Origin of the sequence: Pigmentiphaga sp. H8 (genome assembly GCF_003854895.1) — a bacterium.
In the GTDB taxonomy this organism is placed as follows: domain Bacteria; phylum Pseudomonadota; class Gammaproteobacteria; order Burkholderiales; family Burkholderiaceae_B; genus Pigmentiphaga.
Genome location: NZ_CP033966.1, coordinates 4908792 through 4932583 on the forward strand (window position 1 = coordinate 4908792; position 23792 = coordinate 4932583).

At 67.6% G+C, this 23792-nt stretch carries 22 protein-coding genes; 8 read left to right on the forward strand and 14 right to left on the reverse strand.

Annotated elements, in window-relative coordinates:
- Positions 1-103: 103 nt before the first annotated feature.
- Positions 104-1573, forward strand: a complete 1470-nt coding sequence (gene mgtE, locus EGT29_RS23100) for a magnesium transporter (RefSeq protein WP_124691185.1) — start codon at positions 104-106, stop codon at positions 1571-1573.
- 4 nt (positions 1574-1577) lie between these two features.
- Here the strand turns inward: mgtE and EGT29_RS23105 are convergent, their stop codons facing one another.
- The 7 genes from EGT29_RS23105 to EGT29_RS23135 form a co-directional block, all read right to left on the reverse strand.
- Entirely contained in the window at positions 1578-2255 is a 678-nt protein-coding gene (locus EGT29_RS23105; RefSeq protein WP_124691186.1) for a 4-carboxy-4-hydroxy-2-oxoadipate aldolase/oxaloacetate decarboxylase, read from the reverse strand.
- Entirely contained in the window at positions 2252-2902 is a 651-nt protein-coding gene (locus tag EGT29_RS23110) for an RraA family protein (protein ID WP_124691187.1), read from the reverse strand. The genes EGT29_RS23105 and EGT29_RS23110 overlap by 4 nt, the downstream gene beginning before the upstream one ends.
- Before the next feature lie 35 nt (positions 2903-2937).
- The gene (locus EGT29_RS23115; protein WP_124691188.1) at positions 2938-3606 is read right to left on the reverse strand and encodes an RraA family protein; all 669 of its coding nucleotides are present in this window, start codon (positions 3604-3606) and stop codon (positions 2938-2940) included.
- A gap of 30 nt (positions 3607-3636) precedes the next feature.
- On the reverse strand, positions 3637-4644 hold the full coding sequence (locus EGT29_RS23120; protein WP_124691189.1) for a protocatechuate 3,4-dioxygenase: 1008 nt from the start codon (positions 4642-4644) through the stop codon (positions 3637-3639).
- 45 nt (positions 4645-4689) lie between these two features.
- Positions 4690-5748: a GTP-binding protein gene (locus tag EGT29_RS23125; RefSeq protein ID WP_124691190.1), complete on the reverse strand. Its 1059-nt coding sequence runs from the start codon at positions 5746-5748 to the stop codon at positions 4690-4692.
- Positions 5749-5798: 50 nt separating this feature from the next.
- Positions 5799-6806, reverse strand: a complete 1008-nt coding sequence (locus tag EGT29_RS23130) for an amidohydrolase family protein (RefSeq protein WP_124691191.1) — start codon at positions 6804-6806, stop codon at positions 5799-5801.
- A 72-nt stretch (positions 6807-6878) separates the two neighbouring features.
- Positions 6879-8147 carry an aromatic ring-hydroxylating dioxygenase subunit alpha gene (locus EGT29_RS23135; protein WP_124691192.1) on the reverse strand — a complete coding sequence of 423 codons (1269 nt, stop codon included), beginning with the start codon at positions 8145-8147 and terminating at the stop codon, positions 6879-6881.
- Between the two features lie 143 nt (positions 8148-8290).
- Between EGT29_RS23135 and EGT29_RS23140 the strand changes: the two genes are divergently transcribed.
- Both EGT29_RS23140 and EGT29_RS23145 read left to right on the forward strand, forming a co-directional pair.
- Positions 8291-9037 carry a FadR/GntR family transcriptional regulator gene (locus EGT29_RS23140; protein WP_124691193.1) on the forward strand — a complete coding sequence of 249 codons (747 nt, stop codon included), beginning with the start codon at positions 8291-8293 and terminating at the stop codon, positions 9035-9037.
- Between the two features lie 163 nt (positions 9038-9200).
- Positions 9201-10196: a tripartite tricarboxylate transporter substrate-binding protein gene (locus EGT29_RS23145; RefSeq protein ID WP_161567922.1), complete on the forward strand. Its 996-nt coding sequence runs from the start codon at positions 9201-9203 to the stop codon at positions 10194-10196.
- 22 nt (positions 10197-10218) lie between these two features.
- Here the strand turns inward: EGT29_RS23145 and EGT29_RS23150 are convergent, their stop codons facing one another.
- Complete coding sequence (locus tag EGT29_RS23150) at positions 10219-11397, reverse strand: alpha-hydroxy acid oxidase (RefSeq protein ID WP_202865561.1); 1179 nt, start codon at positions 11395-11397, stop codon at positions 10219-10221.
- Positions 11398-11499: 102 nt separating this feature from the next.
- Here EGT29_RS23150 and EGT29_RS23155 point away from each other — a divergent pair, with 102 nt between their 5' ends.
- Positions 11500-12162: a glutathione S-transferase family protein gene (locus EGT29_RS23155; protein WP_124691195.1), complete on the forward strand. Its 663-nt coding sequence runs from the start codon at positions 11500-11502 to the stop codon at positions 12160-12162.
- 28 nt (positions 12163-12190) lie between these two features.
- On the opposite strand, the gene EGT29_RS23160 is transcribed toward EGT29_RS23155, so the two are convergent.
- Both EGT29_RS23160 and EGT29_RS23165 read right to left on the reverse strand, forming a co-directional pair.
- Positions 12191-13165: a PDR/VanB family oxidoreductase gene (locus EGT29_RS23160; RefSeq protein ID WP_124692487.1), complete on the reverse strand. Its 975-nt coding sequence runs from the start codon at positions 13163-13165 to the stop codon at positions 12191-12193.
- A 14-nt stretch (positions 13166-13179) separates the two neighbouring features.
- On the reverse strand, positions 13180-14931 hold the full coding sequence (locus tag EGT29_RS23165; RefSeq protein WP_161567923.1) for a thiamine pyrophosphate-requiring protein: 1752 nt from the start codon (positions 14929-14931) through the stop codon (positions 13180-13182).
- 270 nt (positions 14932-15201) lie between these two features.
- On the opposite strand from EGT29_RS23165, the gene EGT29_RS23170 reads away from it, so the two are divergent.
- Positions 15202-16479: an aromatic ring-hydroxylating dioxygenase subunit alpha gene (locus tag EGT29_RS23170; RefSeq protein WP_124691197.1), complete on the forward strand. Its 1278-nt coding sequence runs from the start codon at positions 15202-15204 to the stop codon at positions 16477-16479.
- A gap of 131 nt (positions 16480-16610) precedes the next feature.
- A complete protein-coding gene (locus EGT29_RS23175; RefSeq protein WP_124691198.1) occupies positions 16611-17861 on the forward strand; it encodes a porin in 1251 nt (416 codons plus the stop codon).
- A 69-nt stretch (positions 17862-17930) separates the two neighbouring features.
- Here the strand turns inward: EGT29_RS23175 and EGT29_RS23180 are convergent, their stop codons facing one another.
- Positions 17931-18431 (reverse strand): aromatic-ring-hydroxylating dioxygenase subunit beta, encoded by a 501-nt coding sequence (locus tag EGT29_RS23180; protein WP_124691199.1) that lies wholly within the window; start codon positions 18429-18431, stop codon positions 17931-17933.
- The gene (locus tag EGT29_RS23185; protein WP_124691200.1) at positions 18428-19855 is read right to left on the reverse strand and encodes a Rieske 2Fe-2S domain-containing protein; all 1428 of its coding nucleotides are present in this window, start codon (positions 19853-19855) and stop codon (positions 18428-18430) included. The genes EGT29_RS23180 and EGT29_RS23185 overlap by 4 nt, the downstream gene beginning before the upstream one ends.
- 103 nt (positions 19856-19958) lie before the next feature.
- On the opposite strand from EGT29_RS23185, the gene EGT29_RS23190 reads away from it, so the two are divergent.
- Entirely contained in the window at positions 19959-20969 is a 1011-nt protein-coding gene (locus EGT29_RS23190; protein ID WP_124691201.1) for a D-isomer specific 2-hydroxyacid dehydrogenase family protein, read from the forward strand.
- A gap of 39 nt (positions 20970-21008) precedes the next feature.
- On the opposite strand, the gene EGT29_RS23195 is transcribed toward EGT29_RS23190, so the two are convergent.
- Positions 21009-22448 carry an amidohydrolase family protein gene (locus EGT29_RS23195; RefSeq protein WP_161567924.1) on the reverse strand — a complete coding sequence of 480 codons (1440 nt, stop codon included), beginning with the start codon at positions 22446-22448 and terminating at the stop codon, positions 21009-21011.
- A gap of 113 nt (positions 22449-22561) precedes the next feature.
- Here EGT29_RS23195 and EGT29_RS23200 point away from each other — a divergent pair, with 113 nt between their 5' ends.
- Positions 22562-22912: a non-heme iron oxygenase ferredoxin subunit gene (locus EGT29_RS23200; RefSeq protein WP_124691203.1), complete on the forward strand. Its 351-nt coding sequence runs from the start codon at positions 22562-22564 to the stop codon at positions 22910-22912.
- 9 nt (positions 22913-22921) lie between these two features.
- Here EGT29_RS23200 and EGT29_RS23205 read toward each other — a convergent pair whose 3' ends face one another.
- Entirely contained in the window at positions 22922-23752 is an 831-nt protein-coding gene (locus EGT29_RS23205) for a FadR/GntR family transcriptional regulator (RefSeq protein WP_161567925.1), read from the reverse strand.
- Positions 23753-23792 lie beyond the last annotated feature (40 nt).

Genomic DNA, 23792 nt, shown 5'->3' on the forward strand with positions numbered 1-23792 from the left:
CGGCCTTTTGTTCCCCGGCCCGCGTTCGAGCCCCATCTGAGTCCGCCCGCGTCAGGCGCCAGACCCAAGGCCCGTGCGGGGCCGTCTTGTGTTTTCCCGCGCGATGGTCGAACAAGCAACCCAACTCAAATCGCTCGAGCGCAACCGGCTCGAGCCCGAAGATGCCCAGGAAGCCCTGGAGCATGTCCAGGAACTGCTGCGACGCCAGCACCTGGTCGAAGAACTGGTGCACCGGCAGGAAGCCGGCGATACCCGCGCCCCGCTGGTCGAGGCCCTGGTCCATCGCCAGCATGACGCCGAACTCGGCGCGCTGCTCGAGGACCTGCATCCGGCCGACATCGCCTTCATCCTCGAATCGCTGCCCAAGGAAGACCGGCAGGCGGTCTGGCAACTGGTCCGCCCCGAACGGGCCGGCGAGATCCTGCTCGAAGTGGCCGACTGGGTCCGCGAGTCGCTCATCTCGACCATGGACCAGGAGGAACTGGTCGCCGCGACCGAGAACCTCGAAGCCGACGAGCTGGCCGACCTGGCACCCGACCTGCCGCCCGAGGTGGTGGCCGAGGTCCAGAAGGGCCTGACCGACGAGGAACGCGCCCGCCTGACCGAAGTCATGAGCTACCCCGAGGATTCGGTCGGGGCCATCATGGACTTCGAGATGGTCCGCGTGCGCAACGACGTCACGCTGGAAGTGGTGCTGCGCTACCTGCGGCGCCTGCAGGAACTGCCCGACCACACCGACCAGATCTTCGTGGTCGACCGGCACGACAAGCTGATGGGCAGCCTGGCCATCAACCGCCTCATCGTCAGCGACCCCGAGACGCAGGTGGCCGACGTGATGGAAACCGAGATCCTGACCCTGGCGCCGCTGGACGAAGCCGACGAGGCCGCCGCCGCGTTCGAGCGCTACGACCTGGTGTCGGCGCCGGTGGTGGACGCCGTGGGCCGCCTGATCGGGCGCGTGACCGTGAACGAGGTGGTGGACGTGATCCGCGAGGCCTCGGACGAGCAGGCGCTGTCCAAGGCCGGTCTGCAGGAGGAAGACATCTTCGCGCCCATTCCGCAGGCCATCCGCAACCGCGCGCCCTGGCTGCTGGTCAACCTGTGCACCGCCTCGACCGCCGCCTTCGTCGCCTCGCGCTTCGAGGACACCGTGGGCCACATCGTCATCCTGGCCTTCCTGATGTCCATCGTCGCGGGCATAGGCGGCAACTCCGGCAACCAGACCATGACCCTGATCATCCGGGCGCTGGCGGTGGGCCGCATCAACTCGGCCAACGTCGGCAAGCTGGTGCGGCGCGAGCTGGAGATCGCATTGGTGGTGGGACTGGGCGGCGGCGCGGTGGCCGCCTTGTTCGCCTGGGCGATCTCGGGCCGCTACTCGCTCGGCCTCGTCATGATGGCCGCCATGGCCCTGAACCTGCTGGTCGGCGCCTGCATAGGCATGCTGGTCCCCCTGACCCGCAGCCGCTTCGGCAAGGACCCGGCCATCGGCTCCTCGGTGCTGCTGACCTTCGCGACCGACACCATGGGGTTCTTCATCTTCCTGGGCCTGGCGACGCTGTTCCTCCTATAGCCGGTCACCGGTTCCAGTTATAGATGTCCAGGGAGTTTTCGCCGGCCGCCAGGCGTTCGATGATCCTGGCTTCATCCTCCTCGCGCTGGCGGGCCTTGGCCAGGACCTCGTCGACGCGGGCCCGGGGGATGGCGACGACGCCGTCGGTGTCGCCGACGATCAGGTCGCCCGGCTGCACGGTGACGTCGCCGAACAGCGTCGGCGCGTTGATCCAGCCGCGCGCATCGAAGTCCTTGCCCGTGCCCCGTATGCACAGGCCGCGCGCGAAGACGGGAAAGCCGAAGCGCTCCAGGATGGCGCCGTCGCGCACGCAGCCGTCGATGACCAGCCCCGCCAGCCCCCGGGCGCGGGCCGCCTGCGACATGACCTCACCCCAATAGCCCGCCTCGTAGTGGCCGCCGACATGCACCACCAGCACGTCGCCCGGCCGGGCGGCGACGATGGCGCGATGCAGCCACAGGTTGTCGGCCGGCGGCGACTGCACCGTGACGGCGGCGCCGCAGATGCGGAACGAGGGATGCACCGGCTTGATCGCCGACGGCAGCGCGCCGATCTTGCCGGCCGCTTCGTGCAGGGTCGAACTGGGCAGCGCCGAAGCCTGCTCCAGCTGGGCCGGACTGGGCCGCTCGATGTCCACCGTGACGGTGGGCAGCGACATGAACGGGAAGCGGCTCTGGCTCATTTCTTCCTCGTCTGCAGGGTGTGGTAGCCGAATTCGCGCCGCGCCTCGTCCAGGCGCATGCCGCCTCGCACCGCCTCGCGGATGCGGTCCTCCACCATCGCGATTTCCTCGGCCGCCGCCAGCACGGTTTCCTCGTGCACCTGCGGCACCACGATCAGCCCGTCGGCGTCGCCGCGCAACAGGTCGCCCGGCGCGACGCGGGCATTGCCGATGTTGACCGGCACGTTGGTGGCCTCGACCTGCACGCGGTCCTTGCCGGTGCGCATCCAGTGGTCGCGACTGAACACCGGGTAGCCCAGGTCCATGCACAGCGACACGTCACGGCAGATGCCGTCGATCACGGTACCGCCCAGCTTCCGGCGATGGGCGATCTCGGTCATGATGTCGCCCCACACCGTGCAGTCCACCCGTCCGCCGTTGTCCAGCACGACCACGTGGCCGTCGGGCACGTCGTCGATGAAATCGCCCACCGTGCCCGGCGGCGTGGAAGCGGGGCCGTACAGGATGGTGAAGGCGCGCCCCGCCAGGCGGAAGCCGGCGGTGCGCGGCTTGATGCCGTGGCACTGGCCCTGGATGCCCAGCCTGTCCAGCGCGTCGCTCAGCGTGGCGGTATCCAGCCTGGCGATGCGTTCTACGTTCTTGTCCATGTCGTCTCCGGTTGTTCCTGGTTGCCGGTCCGCGCTCAGCGGGCCAGCATGTTCTCGTAGTTGGCGCCCATCACGTCGGTGATGCGGCGGCCGGCCATCAGCGCCCGGGCCATGGCGGCCTCGCGCGCGGCGATCTCCTCGGCCACGCGCAGCACGGCCTCGGCCTGGGCGGCGGGAATGAACACCGCGCCGCTGCTGTCGGCGACCGCGTAGTCGCCGGCCTCGACGGTCACGTCGCCGATCCGCACCGGCACGTTGGTGCCCGCCTCGGCCACGCGGCCGCGCGCGGTGAACGCGGTGGTGGCGCGCGCATAGATGGGAAAGTCGTACTCGTGCGCCTCATCGGCGTCGCGCACCGGGCCGTCGGCGATCACGCCCGCCAGGCCTCGCAGCTTCGCGCCCAGCGACAGGATGCCGCCCCACGATCCCGCGTCCACGCCCGTGCGCTGCTCGACGACGACGATGTCGCCCGGCTCGGCCGACTCGATCGCGGTCGTGCCCAGGTGCCGGGGCGGTCCGTCGTGCCGGGGCGCCTGCGAGGCCTCGACCAGCTTGAGCGTCACCACCCGCCCGGCGATGCGGCGGCTGGCGGCGCGCCTGGGCAGGCCCGTCACCGTCCCTTTCAATCCCAGCTTGTCCAGCGCATCCGAAAAGGCGCAGCTGTCGATGCGCTGCATGCGCCGCACGATGTCCTTGCTATCCATGTCTTGCGTTCCCTTGGTTCTTGCGCCGCGTCACTGCCACGACGCGAAGGCCATGCCGCTGCCCGTCCCGGCCTCGGTCCGGTAGCACGGCACGTAGTCGATCACTTCCATCTTGCGGCCCAGGTCGTTCATGGCCGCCACCAGCGGATACCAGCTCTTGATCTCGCAGGTATTGCCCTCGAAATGCGACTCGGGCACCGCGGCCAGCGCCGCCTCGTCGCCCCGGCGCATGGCGTCCAGGATCCGGCGGTCCAGTTCCTCGTCCACGACGAAATGGGTGAACCCGCCCGAGGCCACGATCGCCACCCGCAGGTCGGACGGCAACGCCGCGATGCCCTTGGCCAGCGCGTGCCCCATCTGCAGGCAGCGTTGCGTGAGCGGCCGGTTAGGCGGCACGCCCACATTGGTGAAGACCGGCACCGACGGCGGCGGCGCATCCTCCATGATGCGGCGATAGATGAAGCCAAAGGCATGGGGGATGCCGTGCTGGCGGTCCATGCCGCCGGGCAGCCGGTACGACACCGCCACGTCGAAGGACTCGGCCACCAGCGTCTGCACCAGGCTCTCGGCGATCCGCTTGTCGCCCGGGTAGACCGCGCCCCCCTGCGGGCAGTGGCCTTCCTCGGCCACCGCGACGCCAGGCGGCAGGCGCCGGACCTGCTCTTCGGACAAGGGGGTGTTGGGAATCTCGTCGCCGGCGTAAATGGTAAAACCGGCGGTCAGGTCCTCGCGAAAGACCTCGCGCTGGTCGTTGCCCAGGATGATGGCCACGTCCGCCCGCGCCGCGCGGAAGCGCCGCGCCATCTCGTCCAGCGCTCGCTGGCAGGCGTCGTAGCGCACCTGCCGCTGCGGCAGGCCGGCCTCGTCGTGAAAGCCCGGCTGCCGTTCGGCCAGCAGCGCGGCGTAGTCCATTTGCCGGCCCCGGAACCAGTGCCGCTTGTTCTCGCGGTCGGCGCCCGCGCGCAGGTCCCACATATCCGGCGGCGTCGCCAGCAGGGGGCCGTGCGAGCACGCCAGCGCGCACACTACCTCAGCCATTTCCTTCTCCTTGGATCACGGCGTGCGTTCGATACATTGTCATGGTCAGTCCTCGGCCATGGCCAGGGCGAGCGCATCGGCGATCACCTCCCGGTCCAGGCCCTGCGTGATGAACACCAGGCGGGAATCGCGGTCCTGGTCGGGCCAGCGCGCCAGCGTGACGGGATCGTGGAACAGATGCTGCACCGCGTGCACCGCGACCGGCGCGCTTTCGTTGCGCAGATTCAGCAGGCCCTTCATCCGCAGCAGCGCATCGCCATGGAAATAGGCCAGCCCGCCCAGCCAGGCGCTGACGCGCTCCCAGTCCAGGGGCTGCGCGAAGCGGAAGGCATGCGTGCGTATGCCGGCGTCGTGCCGGCCCGGCCTGCCCGCATGGTCGCAGTCCGGGCTGCAGACGTGGCGCATGACGTCGGCCAGGTAGCCGTCCGATTCCGGTTCATCGCCGGATTCGGAGGCGCGATGCCGCGGCAGCGCGTCCACCTCGAACAGGCGCGCCGGATCCACCTCGCCCCGGTCGGCGCGTACCACGTCGGCCTCGGGGTTCAGCCGCGCCAGCCGCCGCAGCAGCGCCTCGGTCCGGGCCTCGTCCGCCAGATCGGTCTTGGTCAGCACCAGCCGGTCGGCCACCGCCGCCTGCTTCACGGATTCGGGCTGGCGATCGAGCTGGGCTTCCCCGTTGACGGCGTCGACGGTCGAGATCACGCTGTCCAGCGCGTACAGCTGGCGGACGTCGGCATGCTTGAGCAGCGAATGGATGATGGGCGCGGGATCGGCCAGCCCCGTGGTTTCGATCACGACCCGGCGAAAGGCCGGAATCTCGCCCCGTTCGCGCTTGTCGTGCAGCTCGCGCAGCGTGGCGGCCAGGTCGTCGCGTATCGTGCAGCAGACGCAGCCGCTGGCCAGCAGCACGGCCTCGCCGCTGACGGCCTCGACCAGGTGATGGTCCAGGCCTATTTCGCCGAACTCGTTGATGATGACCGCGGTGTCGGCCATGCCCGGATGGCGGATCAGGCGGCCCAGCAGCGTGGTCTTGCCGCTGCCCAGGAAACCCGTCAGCAGCGATACGGGGGTGCGCAGCGCGGGCGCGATGGCGGTCGTGCTCATGTCCGTCCCTTCGGGCGCGGGGCGCGCCGGCAGCGGCCCCGTCCTGGTTCCTACTGCCGCAGCTTGAAGACCTTGCGGGCGTTGTCCTCGAAGATCTTCTTCTTGTCGGACGCGCTCAGCCAGTCGAAGCCCTCGATCATGGGCTTGACGTCGTCCATCGACCGGCCGGTGGCCGGATTCACCGACGACCCCACCCCCGGGCACTCCGTGCCGAACAGGCAGCGGTCCACGCCCACCGTCTTGATCAGCAGGCGCAGCGCCTCTTCGGTATACAGCACCGTGTCGAAGTAGAGCTTTTCCATGCGATCCGTGAAGCGGTCACCTTCCGGCCGCCGCAGCGAGGGCGCCTGGAAGCGGCCCAGCTGATAGGGGATGGCGCCGCCGCCGTGGCTCACCACCACCTTCAGGTCGGGGAAGTCCTTGTAGACGTTGGAGTTCAGCAGGCCGAACACCGCCACCGTCTCTTCATTGATGAAGTGCAGCGAGTACGGCACCCGCTCGGAGCGCGAGCCCGTGCCGTGGATGTGCGCCGGCACGTCCAGCTCGCACAGCTTCTCGTACAGCGGATACCAGTAGCGGTCGCCCAGCGGCGGCGCTTCTTCCGAACCGTTCTCGAACGGATCGGGGTTCAGCAGGCAGCCGCCGAAGCCCAGTTCGCGGATGCAGCGCTCTAGCTCGGGCAGCACCCGTTCGACCGGTTCGCCCGCCACCTGGGGCAGGCCGGCCACGCCGGCGAAGGTCTCCGGGAAGAGCTGGGTCTGCCGGTAGATGATGTTGTTGCACTCTTCGGTGAACCAGTCGATGATCCGCGCCGGGCGCTCGGACTGCATCAACTGGAAAGGCCGGGGCGACACCAGTTGCAGGTCGGTGCCGTGTTTCTTCAGGTAGTCCAGGTGCCCCATCGGCCAGGTCTCGGCCTTGTTGGCGGCGGCCCGGATCTCGTCGTCCGTGACTTTCACCTTGCCGCGGCCGTGGCTGCCGCGGCTGGCGAGCAGGCTCGCCTTGTAGGCCCACAGTTCCGTGGGCGCGCTTACGTGGGCATGGCAATCGATGATCATGGGTGGGTCTCCTCCATCCTCGCTATAACACTCATACAGTATTATACATATCCACCGCGTTTGGACCAGAGCTCAGTGCCCGCCGCCCTCGTCCAGACCCATGGCTTCGCGATAGGCGCGCGCCACCGGCTCGGGCTGGCCGGCCTGAAAGACGTAGTCGTGCAGGTGCCGGCCGAATATCGGATGGGCCTTCAGTTCCGCCAGCGGCATGCCGCCGGTCAGGATCTCGCGAAAGGCCAGCGGCAGTTCCACCTTGTGGTTCCGCTCCGGATCGCGCAGCACCCCCTTGGGGTCGGCGCCCGCCGCCACGGCGTCCAGTTCCTCGAAGAATTTCTTGCGGATCATGGTGATGCCCCGGTCGCTGGCGCTGAGGTTCTCCAGGCTGCGGTCGGCGATCCGCCCCTGCCCCACCCATGCCACGAAGTCCTGGTTCATCACGTGCGACGAGATCCAGTCGCCGTTTTCGTCGCGGATGGGACCGTGCCAGGTGGGAATGGACGCCTGCACGTAGGGTTCGCTTTCACGGGGAACGCGGGTGTAGGACCAGCACACGCTAAGCGTATTCTCGTCGTCGATGGGTACGCGCCATTCGAAGTGGTCGCCCAGGAAGACGGCGTTGGGCCACAGGCACACGCGCCCCACCGCCCACATCGGATCCTCCTTCCTGCCATTGCCCCGGACGCGCCGGTACAGGAAACCGTGCTCGAATTCCTCGAAGCCGACTTCCTTGTGCGCGGGCGAATAGGGTTGCAGCACGCCCCGCTGGCGCAGGCTCCAGTTGTTGTGCATCCATTCGAAGTGCACCGGGTCGATGGAGTTCTCCTGGCACTGGAACCAGTTGCAGGGGATTTCCGAGATGACGATCTGGCGAAAGCCGTTGGGCCAGGAAAAGGCTTCCCAGTCCGGCAGGAGCGGCGCGGGCGCCGGCCCCATGTAGGCCCACAGGAGACCCGCCTTTTCATGTACGGGATAGGCCGTGATCCGGATGCGGTCCTTCATCCGGGCCTCGGGATGGGCGACGTCCTCGTAGGGCTGCTCCAGGCAGGCGCCGTCCGCGCCGAAACGCCAGCCGTGGTAGTTGCAGCGCAGCCCCTCGGACTCCACAAAGCCGTAGACGAGGTCCGCCCGGCGGTGGGGACAGTGGCGATCGACCAGCCCCCACTTGCCCTCCAGGTCGCGATAAAGCACCAGGTCTTCGCCGAACAGACGCATCGGCTTGGTGGCGCGGCGCTCGAACTCCGTGACGCCCGCGACCGGCATCCAGTAGCGCCGCAGCAGGTCCCCCATGGGCGTGCCCCGTCCCACGCGGGTCAGCAACTCGTTCTTCTCTTGGTTCAGCATGATCAGCCAGTGTCTAAGGATCGAAAGGAAGAGCGCGAGGCTCCTTGGCCTATCTATATTATATATCATACTTAAATCCGACAAGGCATGGCACCCTATAATGCGGTCCACCGCCATCACGCTTTGCGCTCAAAGGAACCGGATTGGCCAGCAAGTCCCTTTCTTCGCCCCCGTCGTGGGCAGCCGTCCCCAACGCCACGCTGTCGGGCGGCATCGTGGCGCAGATACGGGCGGCGGTCCTGAGCCGGGAAATCGTCGCCGGGCAGTTCCTGGGCAGCGAAGCCGCGCTGTCCGAGCAGTTCGGCGTCAGCCGCATGGCGGCGCGCGATGCCCTGCGCACCCTGGAAGGCCTCGGCATCGTCGAGATCCGCATGGGCGCACGCGGCGGCGTCTGGGTCGCCCAGGGCAACCCGGACCGGCTGGCCGACGCGCTGGCCATCCATCTGAAGCTCATCGGCATCACCTCGGGCGAAGTGTTCGACGCCCAGATGGCGATCGAGGAAATGGCCGCCAGGCTGGCCGCCGAACGGCGCGACGAGGCCGACCTGGAACATCTGCGCGCCGTCCTGGCCGAGCTGTCTGCGCTGAAAAATGAACTCGACCGCTTCGCCGATGCGGCCATGCGTTTTCACGAAGCCATCGTGCGCGCCTCCCACAGCCGCATCCTGCTGGCCCAGTTCCATGCCTTGAGCTTCGTGCTCGAACCGGTGCTGCGCCCCAACCTCACCTCGGCCTCGGCGGTCCGCATCGTGCGCCACCACAAGCTGCTGCTCGAGGCCATCGAGTCCGGCGACGGCCTGGAGGCGGCCCGGCTCATGCAAGAACGGCTGGCCTACCAGCGCGCCAGGACGCTGTCCCAGGAAGCGGATCCCGCCTCGCGCGGGGACTGACGCCCCCACTTTTTTTAGGACCCGGCCCGCCGCCTTTGATCAAAGGCGGCGGGCGCCGTCACGTGCGAAGCATGCTTTCTCTTTTCAAGATTTATATATATTATATATTATAGATAGAGCCCGGCGCACAGAAAGCCGGTCCCACCCCAATATGGAGACAGCCATGGTTCACGCGTTCCCGTTCTCAGCCGGACTGCCGCTCGCGGTCGGGCTGCTCGTCTGTTGCACCGGCGTCCAGGCGCAGCCCGACCCGGCCGCCCCGTCGCCCTACCCCCGCCGCGCGATCAAGATCGTCGTGCCCTACAGCCCGGGCACGAGCGCCGACGCCATTGCCCGCCGCGCGGCCGAACAACTGTCGCAGCGGCTGGGGCAGAACACCTACGTCGAGAACCGCTCGGGCGCCAGCGGCATCATCGGCACGGCCTATGCCGCCGGCGCCGCGCCGGACGGCCACACGCTGATGGTCGGCCCCACCACGCTGGTCATCACGCCCGCTTTCCGCCCCACCCCCTACGATCCGGTCAAGAGCTTCGTACCCGTGGGCCAGATCGCCGAAAGCGCCCAGGTCGTCGTTACCGGCGCGAACACGCCCGCCGGCAACTTCAAGGAACTGGTGGCCCTGCTCAAGGCCCGTCCCGACGATGCGTCCTATGCCTCGCCGGGCATCGCGTCCACCGCCCACCTGTATACGACCGTGCTGCAGAACATGGTGGGGGTGAAGATGCGCCACATCCCCGCCAGCGGCCTGAACACCGCGCTCATGGACGTGGTCCAGGGCAGCGTGACCATGATGATCGCGCCCATCGAGGCGGCGCGGCCGCTGGTTGCCTCGGGCAAGCTCAAGGCCATCGCGCAGACGGGCGGCGCGCGCTCGCCGCTGATGGCCGACGTGCCCACGCTGGAGGAACTGGGCTATCCCGGCTACCGGCTGGCGGTCTGGGTCGGGCTGTACGCGCCGGCGGGCACGCCGGCGCCTGTCGTGGCGCGGCTCAACCGCGAATTGAAGGCCATCTTCGATGCACCGGCCATGCGCACCGCGCTGGCCGATACGGGCTTCAACGTGGCCCTGGGCTCGCCCGAGGACCTGGGCCGCCTTACCCGTTCCGAATTCGATCGCTGGAAGCAGGTCATCAAGGCCGAAGGCATCAGCCCGGAATAATCCACGTCTCGTGGGAGGCTCGTCAGGCCGCGCGGGCCGCCTCGGCAGGCTCGCCCTGCCCGGGCTCGCCGCGGTGGATGAAGGCCGGCGACAAATCCCCGAAGCGGCGGCAGCCGATCTGCGCCAGCGTCGTCCGTACCTCGTCGGCCAGTACCGCATGCGCCTTGGCCACGCCGGCGGCGCCGAATGCCGCCGCGCCGAAGATGGGCGCGCGCCCGCAGAAGGCCATCGTGGCCCCCAGTGCGCCGGCCTTGACGATGTCCTCGCCGCCGCGCACGCCGCTGTCGAACAGCACCGGCAGCGTCCCCACCGCCTCCCGCACCGCCGGCAGCACCGCGATGGTGGCCGGCGCGGATTCGAGCTGCCGGCCGCCGTGGTTGGACACCCAGACGGCATCGGCGCCCTCCCGGGCCGCGCGCGAAGCATCGCCGGCATCCAGGATGCCCTTGACCACCAGCGGGCCCTTCCACTTCCGGCGCAGCATGGCGATGTCGCCCCAACTCACGCCGCCGCGCGACTGCGCCTTCATGAAGGCGGCCACCCGGTGGATGTCGCCGCCTTCCACGTAGCGCGAATAATTCATCAGATTGGGCATGCCGGCGCGCGCCGTGCGCAAGGCCCAGCGCGGATGCCGCGCCACGTCCAGCACGAAGCGCGGATGCGGCTGGAACGGCTGCTCGAAGCGCTCGCGGATGGAACCGTTGCGCCGCGAGCGCACCGGCGTGTCCACGGTCACGACCAGGACCTCGATGCCCGCCGCCGCAACCCGGTCCAGCAGCGCGAAGTTCAGTTCATCGTCGCGCAGCATATAGAGCTGGAACCAGCAACTGTCGGGCGCGCGCCCGGCCAGTTCCTCCAATTCGGTCGACGCGGCCGTGCTGATCACATAGGGCAGCGATTCGCGCTGGGCCGTCTCGGCCAGCATGAGATCGCAGCCGGCCCAGGCCAGGTTGGCCATGCCGACCGGCGCGAAGCCGAAGGGCTGCGCATAGGCGCGGCCGAACAGCCGCACGCTCGTGTCCACGCGCCCCGTCGCCATGCCGCGCGGGGCGAACAGCAGGCGCGCCAGCGCTTCCTCGTTGCGGCGCACCCCGGCGTCGTTGCCGGCGCCGCCGGCCAGAAAGGTGTAGGCGAATCGCGGGATCCGCGCCAGCGCGGCACGCCGCAGGTCGTCGATGCACGACACCGACTCGATATGCATGGCTGTCCCCTGCCTTGACTTGGATTCTTAATTACGCATACTGTATTACTATATACATAATGGTGCAAGCCTTGCGCCACTCGTCCACCCAAGGAGACCCTCATGAAACTCATCGGCTTTCCCCCCTCGCCCTATACCGCCCGCGTCATGCTGTTCGCGCGGCTCAAGGGCCTGGACCTGACCCGCGAATCGCCCCCCGGCGGCCTGCATTCGCCGGAGTTCAAGGCCATCAACCCGATCGGCAAGATACCGGTGCTGCAAACGGACGACGGCCAGTCGCTGCCCGAATCGAGCGTCATCTGCGACTACCTGGAAGACCTGCATCCGGAGCGCCCGGGGCTGCCGGGCACGCCGCGGGACAAGGCGCGGGCCCGTCTCATCGCCCGCGTCTACGACCTGTATGCCGCGGCGCACAGCACCACGCTGATGCGACAGGTGGGCGTGGCCGACGCCGACCTGAAGGCCCGTGCGGCGGCGCTCGAAGGCCTGGCGGCGGGGCTGGCCCACGTCGAACGCCACATGGCCGATGCGCCCTATGCCGCCGGCAGCCAGCCGTCCCTGGCCGACTGCGCGCTGCTGCCGCCCATGGTCCAGATCCGCCGCGTGGCCGCGCCCATGTTCGGACTCGCGGATCCGACCGCGGGCACGGGCCGGATCGCGCGCTGGTGGAAAACCATGGAATCGGACCCGGTGTTCGCGGAGTTCGCGGCCAGCTACGACAAGGCGGTGCAGGGCCTGGTGGAGAAGCGGCTGGCGGGCGCCTGAAGCCGGCGGGGCGGCGTTCCCGCCCCGTTCAAAGATCCAGGACCAGGCGCTCGCCCTTGCAGCCGGAGCAGCAGACCATGATGCTCCGGTTGCTGGCCTTCTCCGCCCGGGTCAGGACCAGGTCGCGATGCTCCGGCACGCCCTCCAGCACCGCCACCTCGCAACTGCCGCACACGCCTTCCAGGCACGAATGGCCCACGTCCACGCCCGCGCCAAGCAAGGCGTCGAGGATGGAGGAACCCGCCGGCACCGCCACGTCGCGGCCGGCCTTCGCCAGATGGACCGTGAATCCCCCCCGCGCCGGTGCCGGCGCGGCGTCGGCGCCGAAGTGCTCCAGATGGACGCAGCCCGCATCGCGGCACGCGGTGGCCGCTTCGAAGGCGCGCAGCATGCCGGCGGGACCGCAGCAATAGAAATGCGCATCCGGCGCCGCCGCGGATACGATGGCGGCAAGATCCAGCATCCGCGCGCCCGGCTCCTGGTCGAAGTTGACGTGCACGCGCCGCCGGGCCTGCGGCGGCAATTGCTCCAACCGGTCCAGCAGCGCCGCGTGCTGCCGGGTCCGAGCGCTGTAGTGGAGTTCCCACGAGCGGCCCAGGCGTTCGAGCTTCTGGACCATGGACCACAGCGGCGTGATGCCTATGCCTCCGGCGATCATGACCGAATGCCTGGCGCCTTCGTCCAGCGCGAAGTGGTTGCGCGGCGCGCTGATCGCCAGGCTGTCGCCGACCTTCAAGGCTTCGTGCATGTAGCGCGATCCGCCCCGGCCAGCGGGATCCTTGTTCACGGCGATGACGTAGCGCCCGCGCTCGGCATCGTCGTTGAGCAGGGAATAGCTGCGCACCATGCCGTCCCGCAGGTGGACGTCGACATGGGCGCCCGCGGTGAAGGGCGGCAGTTCCGCGCCGCCCTCGTGCGGCAGCGGCCGCAGCTCGTACGAAAGAATGCCCCGCGCCTCGTAGCGGATGGCGCGGATGTGCACGTGGAGGCTGGCGCTCACGATACCGGCCCCCGGGGTCAGGCGCCGATCACGTTCAGCAGCGCATGGCGCTTTTCCTTCCTGACCACCTCCAGCGCGCGCTTGAGCGCGGGGACCAGGTCTTCGCGGCGCGTCACGCGCTCGGACCAGCCGCCGGAGGCCTCGGCGTACTTCTCGAAGTCCGGCACCGGGTCCAGCGACGACAGCGGACCGGTCTTGGTCTCGTGCTCTTCCGCATAGCGGGCGGCATGCGTGCCCGGATAGACCGTGAGCGTCGATCGATACACGGCTTCCCAGCGGGCATTGTTGAATACCACGGTCAACACCGGCAGCTTGTGCGCCGCCGCCGCGTGGTGGCAGGCGGCGGGATTGGCGAAGATGTACGCGCCATCGCCCACCACGCAGATGACGGTCTTGTCGGGTGCCGCCTGCTGCGCGCCCAGCGCGGCGGGCAGGCCCCAGCCCAGGCCGGCGGCGGACGGATTGCCGAAGTAGGTGCCGGGCTCGTCGAAGCACATCTGCGGCCGGATGGCCGAATACTCGTTGACGAGGATCGCGTCCTGCGGACGCACCTCGTCCAGGCAGTGTGTCAGGAACAGCTTGGTGATGGGGCCGTCCTTGGCCAGCACGCGCTGCATCACGCCGGCCGCGGCCTGCCGCGTGGCGGCGGCCGACGCTTCCAGGGCGGCACGGCGGGCGGCCGCGCCGTCGGCCGCGCCCAGTTCTTCCAGCGCGGCATGCAGCGCCTCGATCAATGCGCGGGCGTTGGTCGTCAGCGTCAGATCGGAGCGGAAGCTGCGCACCGCATAGCGGTTGAACAGCGGATCGGTGCCGGCATGGGCGACGAAGGCCTCGTCGCGCGGCCGCGTCTTGCCCGGGATCCAGGGCACGTCGGTCTCCAGGAACAGCAGCGCGTCAGCCTGGGCGAAGACCGCGTCCGCATCGTGTCCCAGGTGCAGCGCGTGGCTGGACGGGAAATTGGTGTGGCGAGCCTTGGCCTCGGCCACGCCCACGCCGAATCGTTCGGCCAGCTTGACCAGCAGGCCCACGGTTTCCGGATCCGCGCCGCTGGCGGTGGTGACGATGACCGGATGGCTGGCCGCGGCGATCCGCCGGGCGAGTTCGCGCACGGCCTGGGCATCCGGATGGGGCGGCGCGGGAATGGCCACGGGCTTGGACGGCCGGAAGCCGTCCACTTCCTGGGCCAGGATCTCGCGCGGCAGCATCAGATAGACGGGTCCGCGCGGCTCGGTCATGCTGATGCCGATGGCGCGGTCGACCACCTGCTCCATGTTGCAGCCGTCCCGCAGTTCATAGTCCCACTTCACCAGCTCGCGCACCATGCCGCCCTGGTCGAGCATCTCCTGCGCCCAGTGGATTTCGCCGTTGCGCGAACCGCGCTTGCCGTCCTGGAACAGCGGCGTGCGCCCGGCCGTGAACAGCATCGGGACCTGGCTGCGCGAGGCGTTCATGATCCCGCACACCGCGTTGGCCGCGCCCACGCTGACGTGCAGCATCACGACCTGGGGCTTCTGCGAAATCATGTAGTAGCCGTGTGCCATGCCCACGGCCAGGTTCTCGTGCGTACACAGCACGGGCGTCGGGAAAGCGATGCCGGACTGGTCCGCGCGGGCGTAGGCCTCGACGATGGATACCGTATCGGTGCCCGCGCCGACGTAGAAGTAGTCGATACCGCGTTGCTTGAGCAGCGCGAGGTAGGACTCGCCTACCGATTGCGCCGGAATGACTTCGCCGCCCTGGGGGGCGGCATTCGCTTGGTCTTGTCTCATCTTGATCCCTGGCTTCGAGTGAATGGTCGTGATCTGCATTTGCACTAACTGTAATACCATTATATAGATTAAGTCTATAATCCTGACCAGGGATTTCCCGAGGAACATCGCCAGACATGCTCGTGCGCCACGACTGTCCGTGCCGTTCCAACTTGACACGAACGCCCTAACACGCATACTGTATGTTAAATAGCAGACTTGATTCACCGACAATGAACGACTTGCAGGCAGCCCCGCATGGTGGTCGCCGGATGCAGAGGGAGACGACACATGCTTAGCGAAGCGAAGAACCGCCAATTGACCCAGGTAGGGCCCGGCACCCCCATGGGAGAATTGCTGAGGCGCTACTGGCACCCCATCGCGGCGGCCAGCGAATTCGACAAGATGGACACCAAGCCCATCCGGCTGCTGGGGGAAGACCTCGTCCTGTACAAGGACCTGGGCGGCAACTTCGGCCTGATCGACCGCCGCTGCGCCCATCGGCGCGCGGACCTGTCCTATGGCTTCGTCGAACAGTCGGGCCTGCGCTGCAACTACCACGGCTGGCTGTTCGACCGCGACGGACGCTGTACCGAGCAACCCTACGAGGACATCGCTGCGCCGCACGCGCGCATGAAGGAACGCCTGCGCATCACCGCCTATCCCGTGGAGCAGAAGGCCGGCATGCTGTGGGCCTATCTCGGCCCGCAGCCCGCGCCGCTGGTTCCCAACTGGGAACCCTTCACCTGGAAGAATGGCTTCGCCCAGATCGTCATCTCCGAGATTCCCTGCAACTGGCTGCAATGCCAGGAGAATTCGATCGACCCCGTGCACTTCGAATGGATGCACTCGAACTGGAGCATCCGCCTGAAAGGCGAGACCGGCCCCTACGCCCCCACGCACGTCAAGGTGGACTTCGAGGAATTCGACTACGGCATCATCTACAAGCGCCTGCGCGAGGACACCAGCGAACGCCATCCGCTGTGGACCGTGGGCCGTGTCTGCCTGTGGCCGCAGGCCTTCTGCCTGGGCGACCACATCGAGTGGCGCATTCCCATCGACGACGAGAACACGCTCAGCATCGCCTGGGCGTTCTCGCGCGTGCCCAAGGAACAGGAACCCTATGAACAAGGCCCCATCCCGGCCTGGCACGGGCCCGTGGTGGACCCCGACACCGGCCGCTGGATCTCCAGCCACGTCATGAACCAGGACTTCGTGGCCTGGGTCGGACAAGGCACCGTGGCCGACCGCACCAAGGAAAACCTGGCCTCCAGCGACCGCGGCATCGCCATGCTGCGCAAGCGCTTCGGCGAGGACATGGACGCCGTCGCCGACGGACGCGATCCCAGCGGTCTGATCCGCGATCCGGCCGCCAACGAATGCGTCGAACTGCCCATCGCCGGACGCCACCTGTTCACCGAAGGCCTGACCCGCGAACAACTGCTGGCGCATCCGATACTCGGCAAGCACCTGGCCGACTATCCGTTCCAGGCCGGCCAGCCGGACGAGGTCAAGGCCGCGTACCGCCAGGCAATGGGCCTGCGCGACGAGGACGTCCAGGCACACTAGCCTGCTCGCGCGCCCGCCAGCAAAAACCCGGCATGCCGGGTTTTTCTTCGTTGACACTCCTTTCTTTTGCTCATACAGTATGCGCAAAACAATAACACGCATACAGTAATATCAAAAAGGAGGAGACAACGATGAAACTGGATCGTCGCCGTAACGGCAATCGCCTGCATCTGTCCTGTACCGTGGCCGCCCTTGCCGCGGCATGCATCGGCCAGGCGCACGCCCAGGCAGGAGGTGGCAGCGGAGTTCAGATCTACGGCAAGGCCTCGGTGGGCCTGGACATGTACAAGGCGGCCGGCGCCACCGCCGGCCCCGCCTCGGACATTCCCCGCGTGCGCCGCCTGTACGACTCGGGTTCGCGGCTGGGCTTCCGGGGCACGGAATCGCTGGGCAACGGATTAAGCGCGCACTTCGTCATCGAAGGCGGCTTCAACATGGACAACGGCGGCAACATCGGCCCCAACGGCAAGCCGAACACGTCCACCGGCACCCTGGGGTCGCGCACCACCTACGTCGGCCTGAAGAGCGACGCGCTGGGCACGCTGCGCTTCGGCCGGCAAGACCTGTTCTGGACCAGCCCCTACATCAACCAGACCGGCTCGGACTGGGTTTCCAGCGGCTTCGGCGTGCAGAGCGGGGGAATCGGACGCGGCATGGCGGTGGGCGTGGTCCGCGTGAACGATGCCGTCAAATACATATCTCCCCGCCTGTTCGGCCTGTTCGAGGTCATCGTGGGAGCCTCGAGCACCCACCGCGAGACGATCAACGCGACCACCAGGAACAACGGTTCGCTCTGGGCCCTGACCCTGCAAGGCACGAAAGGCCCCTTCGGGTACGGCTACGACTACGCGCGCAATCGCGGCAACGAACTGACCACGCCCAGCGGGGCGCTGCCTGCCGGCACCCAGGGCCAGAGCGAAGGTCACAAGCTGAGGCTGCGCTACTCCTACTCGGATACGGGCCAGGTCAGCCTGATCCTGCTGCAAAGCCAGATCACCAACGGCGGCGCGTCGCTCAATGTCGGCGCCACCGCCGACCCCAGCGCCCACAAGCTGCGACAGCGCGGCCTGGTCCTGGGCATGTCGCAGTATTTCGGCCAAGGCAAGCGCTACCACTTCATCGCCGAGTACATGCACCTGGCCAACATCAGCGGCTGCAACGTGGCCTCGCGCTGCGACGACACGGGCGCCCACGGCTACCTGCTGGCCTTCCGCTACCTCCTGTCCAAACGCACCAACCTGTACGTCAACTACCAGAAGATCCTGAACGACAGGAACTACAACCTGGACTGGAACGGCAACAGCATGAGTTCCGCGCCGTCCGGACTGCCGGTGGGGGCCGACCCGCAGCTCGTGGGCATAGGCATCATGCACCGGTTCTGAGGCCGGCGGCGGCGCAATGGAAAAAAGGCCGCCGGGGTTCGCGCCCCGGCGGCCTTCTTCGTTTCCCGCTCACACCATGTACAGGTCCAGGACCGTGGGGATGAAGTCGTTCATCAGCGTGATCTTCTTGCGGGCGATCTTCCAGCCCTCGTCCACGCGCTGCAGCCGGTGCTCGTACGATCCGAAGTAGACGTGCTGCGACTTGTACTTGGGATTGTAGACATGCGAGGTCCAGCTCGAGCGCAGGTCCATCGTGTCGTCGCCGGCCTGCTCGACGATGACGTTGGACACCGCATGGGCCGTGCGGGCCAGTGGCATCGAGGCGACCGAAAGGTTCGAGCTCAGGCGCCAGACGCGGTCCACCAGCGCATTGCGCGACGCGCAGTAGACCAGCGACAGTTCGGTCTCGGGGTTCTCCGTGGGCTGATGTTCGCTCTTCCAGGCCGGGATCCAGTAGACCGCGTCGCTGGTGTACAGGTCGACCCATTCGTCGAAGCGCTGCCGGTCCAGCAGGTGGGCCTCGCGGTACAGGTATTCCGCCGCGTGGGCAGGCGTCAGGGCTTGGTTCATCGTACGGTCTCCACGAGGCGGGCGGATGCGGGTGCGGGCTGGCTGCGTGCGGCGGCCTCGTCGGCGCGCTGGCCCGCCTGCAGCAAGGCCCGCCAGGAACGGTAATAGGTGTGGAAGATGGTCTCGTCGCCCAGTTCCACGCCGCCGATGACCGACGACAAGGCCTTGACGCCCAGCCGGTCGATGAACGGATCGCCGTCGGGACCGGCTAGCATCATGCCGCGCGCGTGGCCTTGCAGCCAGGGGGAGACCGGATTCAGGTGGCCGTCCTGGCAGTCTTCATAGTTGATGGTGTCGTCGGGCGTGGCCAGGCCGCTGGGATTGAAGAAGTCCTCGTATTGCCGGATGCGCTGGGCCCGCGCCGCGGCGCTTTCGCCGACCGGCGCTATGCAATAGGTCAGCATCTCGGTCCTGTCGACCGAGATCGGGCGAATGATGCGCAGTTGGCTGGAGGCGTTCTCGGCTACCTGCACATTGGGAAACAGCGTCAGGTTGCGGGTGTTGAACATCCAGTCCCGCCGGGCTTCGCCGAACCGTTCCTTGAGTTCCTCCGCGCGCTCGAACAGGGGATGGCTGTCGTTGACGGTGCGCCGGTTCCAGTTCAGGTTGTGGCCGTGCTCGAACGATGTGGAGCCGCCGGCGATGTGCTCGAGCCCGTCGGCCGGAAACTGCATGGCCTTGCGCCCGCCCCGCCCCCGCACGTTGGCGCGCACGGTGCCTTCCCAGCCTTTCTCGGCGCGCCGGTCCAGCACCTTGAGATAGGACGGGTGGGTGGAGGTGAAGTGATACTGGTCCGAGCAGTTCTCCAGTTGCAGCTTCCAGTTGCCTTCGAAGGTGAAGCCGACCACCCCCGGCACCAGCTCCAGACCCTGCGGACTGGTATCGACGGCGATGTCGATGAAGGTCCTGGCCTCGCCCAGGTATTCGGACAGCGGCAGGACGTCGGCGGACAGGGCACCGAACATGAAGCCCCGGTAGACCTCGAAGCGCGGCAGCGCCGCCAGATCGTGGCTGTCGTTGTCGAAGGCGGGGCTGTACTGGCCGTCGTCCTTGAACTTCAGCCCGCGTATCCGGCCCGCGCTGTCGAACGACCAGCTGTGGTACTGGCAGACGTGGATCTTGCGATTGCCCTGCGCGAGGTGGCACAGCCTGGCCCCCTTGTGCGGACAGCTGTTGATGAAGGCATTCAGGTTTCCTTCCCCGTCGCGCATGACGACGACCGGATGGCGGCCCACCGTCGTCGTCATGTAGTCATGGGGATGGGGGACTTGCGAGTCCAGGCCCAGAAAAACCCAGTTCCGCTCGAAGATGTACTTCATTTCCATCTCGAAGATCTCGGGGTCGCTGAACACGCTGCGGTGCAGGCGGAAGACGCCGTCCTCGGGACGGTCGTCCACCAACGAAGCAATGTCTTTCTTGCTCATGTCTCTCTCCTACCGGGGGTTTGCTTATTTGGTATTACCAAATAATTAGTATAATGGTATATCTGTATAAAACGATTGGCAACCGGAAGAGAGGAGCAAAGCAATGGCATACAACGTGGTCATCTCGGCCCGCCTGGGGCCTTACGAAAGCCTGGCCGACCTGCTGGCATCGGCCGGCTGCGCGGTCAGCCGGCTGCCGGTGGAGGCGCAGCACTGGACCCCGGAACTCATGGCCCGTTTCTGTCCCGAAGCCGACGCCTACGTCGGCATGTTCAACGGCATCCGCATTCCGGCCGAAGTGCTGGAGGCATCGCCCCGGCTGAAGGTGGTCACCTCCCCCATCATCGGCACCGAACACATAGACGTCGCCCGGGCCACCGAACTCGGCATCGTGGTAGCGCACGGTGCCGCGGCCGAGAACTTCGTCGGCATGGCCGAGGCGTCGGTCATGCTGATCGCGGCGCTGCGCAAGCGGCTGCTGGCGAAGATGCGCACGCTGGCCGACGGCGTCTGGCGCCCCGCGCCCCTGGGCAGCATGGTGCATGGCTCCACGGTTGGCCTGGTGGGCTTCGGCAATATCGGCCGCACCGTTGCCCGGATGCTGGCCCCCTGGGGCTGCCGCATCCTCGTCGCCGACCCCTACGTGCAGGCCGACGTGGTCCGGGACCACGGCGCCGAACTGGTATCGCTGGACACCTTGCTGGCGGAGTCCGATACCACCGTCGTCCTGGTCACGCTGACCCGGGAAACCCATCACCTGATCGACGCGGCCGCGATCGCGAAGATGAAGGCCGGCGCGAGCCTGATCAACGTCGGCCGCGGCGGCTGCGTGGACGAAGCGGCGCTGCTGGCCGCGCTGGAATCGGGCCGGCTGTCGGGCGCAGCCATCGACACCTGGGAGACCGAGCCGCTGCCGGCGGACGACGCGCTGCGCCGGCATCCCGCGGTGATAGGCACCGGCCACGTCGTCGGCCATTCGGAAGAGCTGTATGCCCGCATGCCGGGGGTCGCGCTGGAGAACACCCTGCGCGCGCTGCGGGGGGAAACGCCGCTGCACGTGCGCAACCCCGAGGCGCTGCCGCGCTGGCGCGAGCGCCTGGCGGCGCTGGCCTGAACACGGCGCGCTCCGGACCCCGTCCGGAGCGCCGGCGGATCAGGCCGCCGCCGGCGTGCGGTCCCGCAGGAACGCGTGCGCCGCATCCTCGATGACCGTTCCGTCGAAATAGGCCGGGTTCATCGACAGCATCATTTCCGCGCAGTTGTCGAAGGTCAGCGCCTTGAAGTCCTCTTCCGTGATCAGCTCGGCCTGGATCAGGTTGTAGGCTTCGGACAGGATGCTGCGCGCGTCCATCACGTCCCAGTGTCCGATGTCGGAACCGAACATGGCCTTGAGCGTGGCGCCCACCGGATTCAGGCGCCGGTTGAACGCCACCGACAGCATCCGGTCGTCGGCCTCGCAGCCGAAATAGAAGTTGTCGCAGAACAGCCGGCGCAGGTCGCGCACCTCGGTCATGCCGGCCGCGCCGAATTCATCGAACAGCGCCGGCCGCCCCGGCCGGGCCAGCCCGTGGTGCGGGTTCTGCAGGAAGCGTTCGGCCGTGTGGCGCGCGTCGCCGAACTTCTCGAACAACTCGGCCATCAGCGCGATGTCCAGCTTGTCCGGGTCCAGGCTGCTTTGCAGATAGCGCACGTTGCGCTTCTCCCAATGCTCGACGATGTCGTTCAGCAAGGTCAGCGCCCAGCCCGCTCCGCACTCCAGGAAACCGAACTTCAAGGTCGGAAAGCGGTTCGTCACGCCGCCCAGGAACAGCGAGCGACAGAAGTACTCGGATCCCGACGCGAAGCTGCCCAGGTGGTTGAAAACGTAGTTCGTGGGCGAGTTGCGCGTACGGGCGCCATGGGCCGAGGTGTGGCACAGCGGCGCCACGCCCAGCTCGACGCAACGGCGCCAGAACGGGTCGTAGTCGTGCGGGCTGTCCATGGCGATGGACGTCACCTTCTGCGCGTGCGCCGCCAGGTCCGGCGCGGCCGCGGCAACGTCGGGATGCGGCGTGCGGATCTCCGTGCCTATCATCACCGCCTTGTGTCCCAGCTCGAGCACCGCGTGATCCAGCTCGCGTATGGCTTCCTCGGGCGTGTAGGTGGGAATGACGGCCACCGGGCGGATGCGGTCGCCCACGTCCCTGAACATGTCCGCGTACATGGTGTTGAGCGCGCGGCAGCGGACCTGGCGCAGCTCGTCGTCGGGGATGTACAGGCCGCCTATGCCGTTGGTCGTCAGCATGTGGGCGAAGTCCAGCCCCGCGCGGTCCATCTGCGAGCGGAAGTACTTGGGCAGCATGGCCATGGCGCGGTCGCTGGTGTTCCTGCCCGACGGCGCGCCCCACCACAGCCCCTTGGTGGCGTTGTCGGAAAACGCCGGCCCCTTGCGGCCGCGCTGGCGCGACCGCTCCATCAGCTCGGCGCCGCCGATCTCCTTGACGTAGTCGTTCAGCACGAACTCGCACTCGATGATGTGCGCGTCGCTGTCGATGATGGGATGGCGGACCTTGGCCCGCACCTGGTCTCCCGGATAGTCTGCGAATCCTGACACGATGCTCTCCTCTTCACGGATGTTCTCTTGCGTCTTACAAACACGCATACTGTTTTACCATGCTACCATATGCAAAAAAGAAAGCCCATCGATAACCGACGAGAAGGTGGAACATGCAAGCGCGTATTGCGGCAGTGGAGACCGACGCGGACCAGGCGCTGTCCTGGCATCCGGTATGCGGCGCGGACGACCTGGAAAGCGGCGGAGTGCTGCACGTGGAAACGGGAGGGCTGGAACTGGCGCTCTTTCGTCTTGACGACGGCTATCACGCCACGTCGGACATCTGTACGCACATGCGTTCGCGCCTGTCCGACGGCTACGTCAAGGATGGCACCGTCCAGTGCCCGCTGCACTTCGGCAGGTTCGACATCCGGACCGGGCAGGCGCTGTCCGCTCCCTGCAAGAAAGGCGTGCGGACCTTCGCCACGAAAGTCGACGGCGGCCGGGTCTGGGTGGGGATGTAGGCGGAGGGATCAGGCCCGGCGCGCGCGGCGCGGTGCCGGTGCGGGCGCCGGGGCGGCCTGCGGTTCGGGTTCCAGCCAATAGGCGCCGGTCAGGTCCAGCGTGGCCGTGCGGATGTGGGCCAGGCGCGCGGCCATCTCGTTGCGCGCCGCCACCGCGTCTCGCGCACGGAAATGCGCCAGCATCTTCTGGGCGAATGCCACCGTGCGCTCGGCCCGGTCCTGGCGCGCGTGCAGACTGTAGTTCGATTGCAGGATCTGCCGGATGGCCAGGAACTGCGCGGACAGCGCGCGGTTCTTGGAGGCCTGCACCACCAGGGCGTGGAAATCCATCGCCAGGCCGGTGAACACTTCCGGCTCGTTCATCGAGGCGTGCAGGCGCGCCACGAATTCCTCGAGCCGCGCCAGGTCGTCAGGGCCGGCATGCAGCACGGCAAGCCCGGTGGCCTGGATCTCGATGGCCGCCTGGGCATCGACCATCTCCAGTTCCGTCACCCCCATCATCCGCAACTGGATGGACAGCAGATCGGCGTAGTGGGAGATATTGCCGGCGGCGATCCAGGCGCCACCGGCCTTGCCGGTGCGCACCTCGATCAGGCCGATGGCCACCAGCGAGCGCAGCGTGTCCCGGATGGCGACCCGCGAAACGCCGAACTGCTCGGCCAGCGAACGCTCGCTGCCCAGGTAGTCGCCCGTCTTGAGCCGGCCGGCCAGGAAGGAATCGCGGATCTGCTGGATAAGCTGGTTGGACAGCGTCTCGATGTGGACCGGTTCCCACGCGGGCGTGGCCGATGCAGTTTCGGCGCCTGCGCGGCCTTGCCTGGCGCGCTTGGAATCGGTCATGAGGCGGAGCATGGGGAAAATGGATGCAAAATTGTACACG